The sequence below is a fragment of the Camelimonas fluminis genome (assembly GCF_014656355.1).
Lineage (GTDB): Bacteria > Pseudomonadota > Alphaproteobacteria > Rhizobiales > Beijerinckiaceae > Camelimonas > Camelimonas fluminis.
Window position 1 is genome coordinate 148606 of the sequence record NZ_BNCG01000010.1, and the last position, 10067, is coordinate 158672.

At 67.1% G+C, this 10067-nt stretch carries 8 protein-coding genes; 7 read left to right on the forward strand and 1 reads right to left on the reverse strand.

The window, feature by feature from the left end; all coding sequences use genetic code 11:
• Positions 1-162 precede the first annotated feature (162 nt).
• The 3 genes from yihA to argB all read left to right on the forward strand — a co-directional run bounded on the left by yihA (position 163) and on the right by argB (position 2411).
• A complete protein-coding gene (yihA, locus tag IE243_RS12840; RefSeq protein ID WP_191319780.1) occupies positions 163-891 on the forward strand; it encodes a ribosome biogenesis GTP-binding protein YihA/YsxC in 729 nt (242 codons plus the stop codon).
• Between the two features lie 134 nt (positions 892-1025).
• Entirely contained in the window at positions 1026-1409 is a 384-nt protein-coding gene (locus IE243_RS12845; RefSeq protein WP_191319781.1) for a DUF423 domain-containing protein, read from the forward strand.
• Positions 1410-1523: 114 nt separating this feature from the next.
• Entirely contained in the window at positions 1524-2411 is an 888-nt protein-coding gene (argB, locus tag IE243_RS12850) for an acetylglutamate kinase (RefSeq protein ID WP_191319782.1), read from the forward strand.
• 81 nt (positions 2412-2492) lie between these two features.
• Here the strand turns inward: argB and IE243_RS12855 are convergent, their stop codons facing one another.
• Entirely contained in the window at positions 2493-6269 is a 3777-nt protein-coding gene (locus IE243_RS12855; RefSeq protein ID WP_191319783.1) for a hydantoinase B/oxoprolinase family protein, read from the reverse strand.
• Positions 6270-6531: 262 nt separating this feature from the next.
• Here IE243_RS12855 and IE243_RS12860 point away from each other — a divergent pair, with 262 nt between their 5' ends.
• The 4 genes from IE243_RS12860 to IE243_RS12875 all read left to right on the forward strand — a co-directional run bounded on the left by IE243_RS12860 (position 6532) and on the right by IE243_RS12875 (position 9869).
• Complete coding sequence (locus IE243_RS12860; RefSeq protein WP_244643136.1) at positions 6532-7011, forward strand: hypothetical protein; 480 nt, start codon at positions 6532-6534, stop codon at positions 7009-7011.
• Between the two features lie 109 nt (positions 7012-7120).
• Entirely contained in the window at positions 7121-7762 is a 642-nt protein-coding gene (locus tag IE243_RS12865) for a ribonuclease T2 family protein (protein ID WP_191319804.1), read from the forward strand.
• A gap of 309 nt (positions 7763-8071) precedes the next feature.
• Entirely contained in the window at positions 8072-8923 is an 852-nt protein-coding gene (locus IE243_RS12870; RefSeq protein ID WP_191319784.1) for a 23S rRNA (adenine(2030)-N(6))-methyltransferase RlmJ, read from the forward strand.
• Positions 8924-9251: 328 nt separating this feature from the next.
• Positions 9252-9869, forward strand: coding sequence for a glutathione S-transferase family protein (locus IE243_RS12875; protein ID WP_191319785.1), 618 nt, complete (start codon positions 9252-9254; stop codon positions 9867-9869).
• The last annotated feature ends 198 nt before the right edge of the window (positions 9870-10067 follow it).

Here is a 10067-nt window from a genome sequence, read left to right on the forward strand (position 1 = left end):
TCTCGCCATCGTCCGGCCGGACGGCGGCGACCCGGGCGCGAAGGTCGCCACTGAACCGGCGCGGCGCCCTATCTCTTTGGTTTGACGCGTTTTCTCCAGGCAAAGATGTATCCACTTTGCCGGAAAACGCTCTATAAGGACCCCGGCAACGGGAGAACCAGCATGAGCGACGAAAAGCCGGCCACGCCTGACACAACTCCCGCGGCGGCGCCCGGAGCGGACGAAGCCTTTGACGCCGAAACCCTTGAGATCGGCCGGCGGCTGTTCGCCGGACCGGCTGAGTTCTACTGGGCCACGGCGAAGATCGACGGCCTGCCGCCGATGCAGGACATGGAAATCGCTTTTGCCGGGCGCTCCAATGTGGGCAAATCCAGCCTGGTGAACGCCCTCACCGGCCGCAACACCCTGGCCCGCACCTCCAACACGCCGGGGCGCACCCAGCAGCTGAATTTCTTTCGCATCGGCCCGGAATGGGGCCAGTTCTCGCTCGTCGACATGCCCGGCTACGGCTTCGCCGCCGTGGGCAAGGAGAAGGTCGCGGCGTGGACGCGGCTGATCCAGGACTATCTGCGTGGCCGCGCCAGCCTCGCCCGCGTTTACGTGCTGATCGATTCGCGCCACGGCGTGAAGCAGATCGACACCAACGTGCTTGATGGCCTGGACCGCGCCGCCGTGTCGTACCAGGTCATCCTGACCAAGGCCGACGCCCTGAAAAAATCGGAACTGGAGGCGCGCATCGCCGCCATCCGCCAGAGCTTGCTCCGGCGCCCCGCCGCCTTCCCCCAGGTTCTGGCCACCTCCAGCCGCTCCGGCGCGGGCGTGGAGGAGGTGCGCGCCGCCGTGGTGCAACTCATGCGTGAGCGTGGTTTCGACCCGGTTCCGCCGACCTGACCCTTTCCTGAGCGAAATTCCATTGTTAGCGAACCGGTATTTTGCTCCAACCTCTGACCGGCGGCGTTTTCCTGATGCGACGACAGAGCCGCATCACGGGCGAACGCTTTGGCAACGACAACCAGGAGCCCGCGATGCCTGAGCGTTTTCTGTTGTTTCTCGGCGCCCTTTGCGGCCTTGCCGGCGTGATGGCGGCGGCGGCCGCCGCCCACGTCAACGGCGACGACAACCTCAAGACCGCCGCGCAGTTCCTGCTGTTCCACGCGCCCTTGCTGGCCGCCGCGCCGGCGATCGTGCGCAGCGGCGCGGTGCATCGTCACATCGCCCTGCTGGCGCTGATGCTGGTTTTCATTGGCGTTGCGATGTTCAGCGGCCAGCTGGCGATGCGGGCGCTGAAAAATGCGTCGCTGTTCAGCATGGCGGCTCCCACCGGCGGCACGCTGCTGATGCTGGGCTGGGCGTTGCTCGGCGTCGCGGGCCTGATCCCGGCCCGCAAGCCGGCCCCGCCATCAGCCTGACGCACACCGCCGGTAAGCGCTGACATGACGGCGTGCGTTGACCGCGTGCGCCAGAACGTGCTGAAAACAGCGCGACATTCGCTGTGTTTTGTATCCGGCTGACGGCAGGCGCATATGACTGAACTTCCCGACGTATTTACCCAGGCTGAAATTCTGGTTCAGGCGCTGCCGCACATGCAGCGCTACGACCAGGAAATCATCGTCATCAAGTATGGCGGACACGCCATGGGCGACCCGGAAGCCGCCCAGGACTTCGCCCAGGACGTGGTGCTGCTGGAGCAGGCCGGCGTGAAGCCGATCGTCGTGCACGGCGGCGGACCGCAGATCGGCCGCATGCTCGACAAGCTCGGCATCAAGTCCGAGTTCGCCAACGGCCTGCGCATCACCGACAAGGCCACCGTCGAGGTGGTGGAGATGGTGCTGGCCGGCTCGATCAACAAACAGATCGTCGGCACCATCTCGGCCGAAGGCGGCAAGGCCATTGGCCTGTGCGGCAAGGACGCCAACATGGTGATCGCCCGCAAGGTCGGGCGCACCACGGCCACCGATTCCAACATCGAGAAGCACGTGGACCTCGGCTTCGTCGGCGAGCCGGAGCGCGTCAACCGCGCCGTGCTCGACGCGGTGCTGGCGGCGGAGCTGACGCCGGTGCTGGCCCCGGTGGCTAATGGCGCCGACGGCGCCACCTATAACGTCAACGCCGACACCTTCGCCGGCGCCATCGCCGGCGCCATGCGCGCCAAACGCCTGCTGCTGCTGACCGACGTGCCGGGCGTGCTCGACAAGGACAAGAAGCTGATGCCGGAGCTGACGGTGGACCAGTGCCGGGCCCTGATCGCCGACGGCACCATCACCGGCGGCATGATCCCGAAGGTGGAAACCTGCATCTACGCCCTGGAGCAGGGCGTGGAGGGCGTCGTCATCCTCGACGGCAAGCAGCCGCACGCCTGCCTGCTGGAACTGCTGACCGACCACGGCGCCGGCACGCTGATCCGCAAGTAAGGCGGATGACGCACACCGGATGACGCATTGAGAGATGAGATGGCCGGCGCTTCGCCGGCCATTTTGTTTCGGCGACGACAATCACCTGTCGCGCAGCGCCGGATCGCCGAAGCCGCCGCCGGTGGGGGTGACGATGGTCACCGCCTCCCCGGCCGCCAGCGTCACCGCGGCGCAGCCGGGCAGGTCCTCAACCTGACCATCGAGACGACGCACGAGGTTGCGGCCGGGTTCGCCGGGCAGACCGCCAGCCAGGCCGTGCGGCGGCAACCGGCGGTGGCCGGACAGCACGGCGCATTCCATGTCCTCGCGGAAACGGATGGTGCGGCTGACGCCGTCGCCGGCGTTCCAGCGGCCCCTCCCGCCCGAGCCGTGGCGGATGTGGAAATCCTCCAGCACCACCGGGAAGCGGCTTTCCAGCACCTCCGGATCGGTGAGACGCGAATTGGTCATGTGCGTGTGCACGGCGTCAGCGCCATCGAAGCCATCAGCGGCCGTCGCGGTTTGCGGGTCATAGGCCTGGCCATGAACGCCGGCCGGCGCGCCCGAGCAGATGGTTTCGTAGTACTGGTAGCGCCCGTTGCCGAAGGTGAGGTTGTTCATGGTGCCCTGGGCCGCGGCCAGCACGCCCAGCGCGCCGAACAGGCAATCTGTCACCGCCTGGCTGACTTCGACATTGCCGGCGACCACCGCTGCTGGCCAGCGCGGGGCCAGCATGGAGCCAGGCGGCACAATGATGCGCAGTGGACGCAGGCAGCCGGCGTTCATGGGAATGTCGTCCGCCGCCATCACCCGGAAGGCATAGAGCACGGCGGCGCGGGTCACCGGCTCCGGCGCATTGAAATTGTCTGGCTGTTGCGGCGAGGAGCCGGTGAAATCCACCTCCGCTCCCTGGCGGTCGGCGTCGACGCGGATGCGGACGCGAATGACGCAGCCCTGATCCATCTCCACCGCGAATTCACTCTCCGGCAGTCGCGCCAGCACCCGCCGCACGCTGGCGGCGGCGTTATCCTGGACGTGGCCCATATAAGCCTGCACAGCCGCCAGGCCGAAATGGGCCAGCATCTTGCGCAGCTCCGCCACGCCCTTCTCGTTGGCGGCGATCTGCGCCTTCAGGTCGTTGACGTTCTGGTCGAGGTTGCGCACCGGCCAGCGGGCGCCGGCGAGCAGCTCCCGCAACTCTCTCTCGCGCAACTCGCCCTGGTCGACGAGCAGGAAATTGTCGATGTAGACGCCTTCCTCCTCAATGGTGACGGCGCGCGGCGACATGGAGCCTGGCGCGATGCCGCCGATGTCGGCGTGGTGGCCGCGCGAGGCGACCCAGAACAGGATGGTCTGCTGGCCGTCGTCGAACACCGGCGTGCAGACGGTGATGTCGGGCAGATGCGTGCCGCCGTTATAAGGGGCGTTGAGGCAAAACACGTCGCCGGGGCGGATGCGGGCGTTGCCGGCGATGACGGTGGCGACGGAGGCGTCCATGGAGCCCAGATGCACCGGCATGTGCGGGGCGTTGGCCACCAGATTGCCGGCGGCGTCGAACACGGCGCAGGAAAAATCCAGCCGCTCCTTGATGTTCACCGAACTGGCGGTGTTCTGCAGGGTGACGCCCATCTGTTCGGCGATCGACATGTAAAGATTGTTGAAGATCTCCAGCATCACCGGATCAACATCCGACCCCGGCAGGCTGCGGCCAGGCAACGGTCGCACGCGCGCCAGCACCAGATCGCCATTTGCCTTCATGGCGGCCCGCCAGCCGTCCTCGACGATCACCGTCTGGTTCGCCTCGACGATCACGGCTGGGCCGTCGGCGAAAGCGCCCGGGCGCATGGCGTCGCGCCGGACCACCGCGGCGTCGCGCCAGGCGCCCTGGCTGAAAAAGCGCGCGCCTCGCAGCACGGGCGCGGCGTGGGCAGGCGCCTTCCCGTCTGTCCCCGGCGCATGCGCCGCCGCGCCGCCGCCGGCGCACTCCACCTCCACAGCCTCGACCGCCAGGGCGCGCGACGGCTCGATGAAGCCATAGCGCTGGCGGTGGGCGGCGTTGAAACGGGACGTCAGGGTCGCGGCGTCATCGCCGGCGCTGAACGGGATGTGCAGGGCCGAATCGGAGCCGGCGTAGCGGACATGGACGCGGATGGCGGTTCGCAGATCATCGCGGACGCCCTGGCCCGCCAGTTCAGCCCGGCATTCGGCCGCGAGCCTGTCGGCAAGGTCGATGATGACGCCGGGGGCCGCGTGGTCCAGGGCGACGTCGAGGCCAGCATTGCGGGAGGCGGCGATATCGGCGAGGCCCATGCCGTAGGCCGACAGCAGGCCGGAAAACGGGTGGACCAGCACCCGCTCCATGCCCAGCGCATCAGCCACCAGGCAGGCGTGCTGGCCGCCGGCGCCGCCGAAACAGTTGAGGGCGTAGCCGGTGATGTCATGGCCGCGCTGCACGGAAATACGCTTGATCGCCTCGGCCATATTGGCGACCGCGATGGCGATGAAGCCATCGGCTGCCTCCTCGGGCGTACGGCTGTCGCCAACGTCGCCGGCCAGCCGGGTGAAAGCGGCGCGCACCGCCGCCACGTCCAGCGGCTGATCGCGATCCGGGCCGAAGATCGCCGGAAACAGCTCCGGATCGAGCTTGCCGAGCATGACATTGGCGTCGGTCACCGCCAGCGGGCCGCCGTTGCGGTAGCACATGGGGCCAGGATCGGCCCCGGCTGACTCCGGCCCGACGCGGAACCGCGCGCCATCGAAGCTCAGCAGCGAGCCGCCGCCCGCCGCCACGGTGTGGATCGTCATCATTGGCGCGCGCATGCGCACGCCGGCCACCTCGGTTTCAAAGGCGCGCTCGAAATCGGCGACGCCCGCCTCCCCGGCTGAGGCTCCGTCGAAATGCGCCACGTCCGTGGAGGTGCCGCCCATGTCGAAGCCGATGACCTGGTCGAAACCGGCGGCGCGGCCGGTGCGCGCCATGCCGACGACCCCGCCAGCCGGGCCGGACAGGATGGCGTCGCGCCCCTGGAACAGGCTGGCGGCGGTGAGGCCGCCGGACGAGGTCATGAACATCAGCCGCACGCCATCGGCTGAAGCGTTATTCAGGCCGCTGACGCCCAGTTCCTCCGCCACCTGGGCGACATAGCGGTTCAGCACTGGCGAGAGATAAGCGTCAACCACCGTGGTGTCGCCGCGCCCGACAAACTTGATCATCGGCGAGGCTTCGTGCGATGCGGTGACCTGGTCGAACCCCATCTCGCGCGCCAGCCGCGCCGCCAGTTGCTCATGGGCCTGCCAGCGCCAGCCGTGCATGAAGACGATGGCCAGCGCCCGCCAGCCGGCGTCGCGCAGTTCCTGCAGGACGCGACGCACCTCGGCTTCCTTCAGTGGCTGCTCAATGGTTCCGTCAGCCAGCACACGCTCGTTGACTTCCGCCACTACGCCATACAGCGCCTCCGGCTTGACGATCTGGCGGGCGAAAATCTCGCGTCGCGCCTGGTAGCCAATGCGCAGGGCGTCGCGAAAGCCGCGCGTGGTCAGCAGCGCCGTCGGCTCGCCCTTGCGCTCCAGCAGCGCATTGGTGGCGACAGTGGTTCCCATACGCACATCGCCGATCAACCCCGGGGGAACCGCCGCGCCGGGGGCCAGCCCCAGATGCTCGCGAATGCCCTGCACCGCCGAATCGCGCCATGCCGGGCTTTGCGACAGCACCTTGCGGGCGTGCAGGCGCCCCGCCGGGTCGCGGGCGATGACATCGGTGAAGGTGCCGCCGCGATCGATCCAGAAATCCCACCGGCCCGCGCCCCTGGAGCCATGCGCCAGATCCGCCGCATGGGCGCTGGCGGAGGGCTGCGTCGCGGGGGGAAACGTGGCGGACATTGCTGTTCTCCTGAATGGCGCAGGGCGACCTGAATAGCGGAGGGCGGCGCGCTTCCCGGCGCGCGGGGCATGGTCATGGCCTTCGGGTCATGGCATAACCGATTCACCGACAGGCGCGACCGGAACCTCGCAGCCCGGACAGGCCTGTCTTTTCCCATGAGCGCGAGCCTCGCGCGCGCTGTCTTGGGGAGCAATGTCGCCGGTCGCCCCGCCAGCCAGGGTCCGGGGCGGTAATGATGACTGATTGCGACGGGTAACGACCATGTTCAAGCGGCTTTCGCCCCTGTTTCTTATGTGCGCCTCCGCCGTCGCGGCCGCCGCCTTCGCCGGCCCCGCCGCAGCGCGCGATCAGGTTCCGGCCGAGACGCGCACCCGGCCATGGACCGCGGTGCTGCCCGGCTGCACCGACAACATGGTGCTGTACAAGGTTTCCGACAAATTCGCCCGCACGGAAGCGAATTACTGGAACTCCAGCCTCACCATCACCGGCTACGACCGCATCACCACCCTGGCCGACCGGCCGGCCGGGCTCGACTATATCCCGCGCCGCTTCTGCAGCGCCCGCGCCTGGATGTCGGACGGCTATCACCGCACCGTGTATTATTCAGTGGCCGAAGCGCTGGGAACGCCTGGACCGGGCATTTTCAACGTTGGCTATGAGCCCTATGGCGTGAACTATTGCGTCGTCGGCCTTGATCGCGGCTGGGCCTATCCGCCGGGCTGCCGCTCGGCCCGCCCCTGAACCAGCAGGCTCCAGCATCTTGATCACCCCGCGATCCGTCGCCGCTCTGGCCCTGACGCGCCGGCCCCGCCCGGCGCGATTTGTTGCGGCGCTGTCTGGCTTCGTCGCGATGCTGGCCGCCAGTGCTCCGGCCGGCGCGCAATGGGGCGGAGGGCCGCGCGCCGATCGTGGCGCTGCGCCTGGCAATTTCGATCACTACGTTCTGGCCCTGTCATGGTCGCCGTCCTTCTGCATTCGCGAAGGCCTGCGCAAGCAGCGCAGCCAGTGCGACGTGGGGCAGAGGCTCGGCTTCGTTGTGCATGGGCTATGGCCGCAATACGCCAGCAATGGCTACCCATCTGAATGCGCGCCATCGCCACGATTTCCGTCGCGCATGGCGCTGCGCGCCGCCGATGGGGTTTTCCCCGATGAAGGGCTGGCGCGGCATGAATGGCGGGTGCACGGCACGTGCTCCGGCAGCACCGCGGTGGATTATTTCCGCGATGTGCGCCGGGCCCGCGACGCGGTGACCATTCCCAACGATTATCGCCAGGCCAGCGGACCGTTCCGGGCGAACGCGATGGAGCTGAAGCGGGCCTTTGTCGCCGCCAATCCGCGACTGCGCGTCGACATGATCGATGTTTCCTGCTCGCGCGGCGCGTTGCAGGAAATCTACATCTGCTTCAGCAAGGACCTGCGGAGTTTTGCGCCCTGTGGCGACATGGGGCCGCCCCGTTGCCGCGCCGGCTTTGAGGTTCCGCCGCCGCGCTAGAGCGCTTTCCGACCAGATGGAACTGTCTGGTCGATCAGAATTCGCTCAACTAGGGGAAACTGGAGCAATCCCGGTCCGGGCAGATCGGGAATGCTCTGGGACATTGGCGGTGAAACCCGGCTCACCCCGAATGTTCTGTCATTTTGATTTCACGCATTTTCTTTGCGAAAATGCTCCAATTGCGCCAGGCGTCCGGGCGAATGTGAATTTGACATTCGCGCCCGGCCGCCGGAAGCCAGGGCAGGTTTCAGAGCCGGTCTGGCCGGACTTACGCCCATCTGACGCCAGCCAGCATTTACGGAACGCTTCGTGAACTACCGCCATGCCTTTCACGCCGGCAATTTCGCCGACGTCATGAAGCACACCCTGCTGACGCGCATCCTGACGCATCTTGCCCACAAGGATGCGCCGTTCTTCGTGCTGGACACCCACGGCGGCATCGGCCTCTACGATCTCGCCGCGGACGAAGCGACGCGCACCGGAGAATGGTTGCGCGGCGTCGGGCTGATGGCGGCCCCTTTCAGTGATGAGGTCGAAGCGCTGCTGGCGCCATGGCGCGCGGCGCTTGCGCAGACCCGGCGCCGGCATGGGCCGGACGCCCTGCCCGGATCGCCGCTGATCGTTGGCGAAATGCTGCGCCCTGGCGACCGGGCTCTGGCGATCGAGTTGCATCCGGCCGACCATGAGCTGTTGAAGGAAGCATTACAGCCTGTTCCGGGCGTCCGCGCGCTTCATCTCGACGGCTGGACCGCCCTCAACGCCAATATTCCGCCGAAGGAACGGCGCGGTCTGGTGCTGGTTGACCCGCCTTACGAGAAGCCGGGGGAGTTGCTTTTCGCCGTGGACCAGCTGACGCGCGCACTGCGCAAATGGTCCACGGGAATCATGGCGCTATGGTATCCGGTCAAGGATCGCGCAACGGTTGACGAGGCGGCCGCCCGCCTCCGCGCGAGCGGACTGCGCAAGCTGTTGCGGCTTGAGTTGTATATTGACAGGCATGGGCCACCCGACCGGCTGAATGGCAGCGGCCTGATCATCGCCAACCCACCATGGCTGCTGCATGAGGAAGCCCGGATCCTGCTGCCGGCGCTGGCCGGGCGTCTCGCGCCGGACGGGCGGGGCGGCGCGAGTTGCACGTGGATCGCGGGCGAAACCGACTGAACCTTGCCCCTGTGGCCGGGATTTTTCCTCCGTGGTCATACCCTTCTGCGGGAACGCCTCTGGCGAAATCCGGCCCAACGAAAATGCTCAATCTCTTTGTTTTGAGCGCTTTCTGATCAGAATTCGCTCAAAACAAAGAAAACTGGTGCAGTTTGCGATCCAGATTGAGCGAAAACCGCTCCAGATGCATTTTTATTTCGAAAAGCGGATTCCATTTCTCCTGCGGGCGCTCCGGCTGGGACCAATGTCCCATCGCACAACAACGCGCGCCGGCGTACGTTCATCCTGAACCTTTTGCCGAATCGTCGTCAGTTCAGGACCGGTCGCCATGCTGCTGCGCACATCGCCATTTTCACCCTTTGTCAGAATGGCGCTCATCGCTATCGACGTGCTCGGCCTGGCCGACCGCGTCGGCGCGCAACCCGCCGCCGTCATGCCGCCGGACCCGGAGCTGGCGCGGCAGAACCCGCTCGGCAAGATCCCGGTGCTGGTGCTTGATGACGGCCGCGCCCTCTACGACTCGCGGGTGATTATCGACTATCTCGATCACGTCGCCGGCGGCGGCCTGATCATCCCCGCGGGCTCCGAACGTTATGAGGCGATGCGGGTGCAGGCGCTGGCCATCGGCGTGATCGAGGCGGCCGTGCTTCAGGTGTACGAGGCGCGCTACCGGCCGGAGGAGCGTCGCCATCAGGCTTGGGTCGACGCCCAGGCGGCCAAAACGTCCGCTGGCCTGACGGCGTTTGAGGCAGCGCCGCCGCCGCAACCCGGCGCCTCCTGCCACGGCCGGCCCGATGTGGGGCAGATCGCCCTCGCTTGCGCGCTCGGCTACCTGGATCTGCGTTTCGACGGTTTGTGGCGGGCGTCTCACCCCCGGCTGGTGAGTTGGCTCGACGCCTTCGCCAGCGCCGTGCCGGCCTTTGAGACGACGCGACCGACAGTCTGAGCGTCGGTCGCAGTCATACGCCGCCACCGGACAGGCTGCCCGAAGGGACCTGGAACGCGTGACGCGCCTGCAACTCAAGGATGCATCAGCATCTTCGCGATCAACTTCGCGATCAACCGCCAGGCCCATTGGCGCTGTGCGCCGCCCTCTTCAGGACAAAAAAAGCCCGGCAGCGTTGCTGCCGGGCTCCAGATAAAG

Excerpts from the sequence above, each read along its gene's own strand:
- argB (WP_191319782.1), top strand. The coding sequence starts at position 1,524 with ATGACTGAACTTCCCGACGTATTTACCCAGGCTGAAATTCTGGTTCAG.
- yihA (WP_191319780.1), top strand. The coding sequence starts at position 163 with ATGAGCGACGAAAAGCCGGCCACGCCTGACACAACTCCCGCGGCGGCG.
- IE243_RS12860 (WP_244643136.1), top strand. The coding sequence starts at position 6,532 with ATGTTCAAGCGGCTTTCGCCCCTGTTTCTTATGTGCGCCTCCGCCGTC.
- IE243_RS12875 (WP_191319785.1), top strand. The coding sequence starts at position 9,252 with ATGCTGCTGCGCACATCGCCATTTTCACCCTTTGTCAGAATGGCGCTC.
- IE243_RS12845 (WP_191319781.1), top strand. The coding sequence starts at position 1,026 with ATGCCTGAGCGTTTTCTGTTGTTTCTCGGCGCCCTTTGCGGCCTTGCC.
- IE243_RS12855 (WP_191319783.1), bottom strand. The coding sequence starts at position 6,269 with ATGTCCGCCACGTTTCCCCCCGCGACGCAGCCCTCCGCCAGCGCCCAT.
- IE243_RS12865 (WP_191319804.1), top strand. The coding sequence starts at position 7,121 with ATGCTGGCCGCCAGTGCTCCGGCCGGCGCGCAATGGGGCGGAGGGCCG.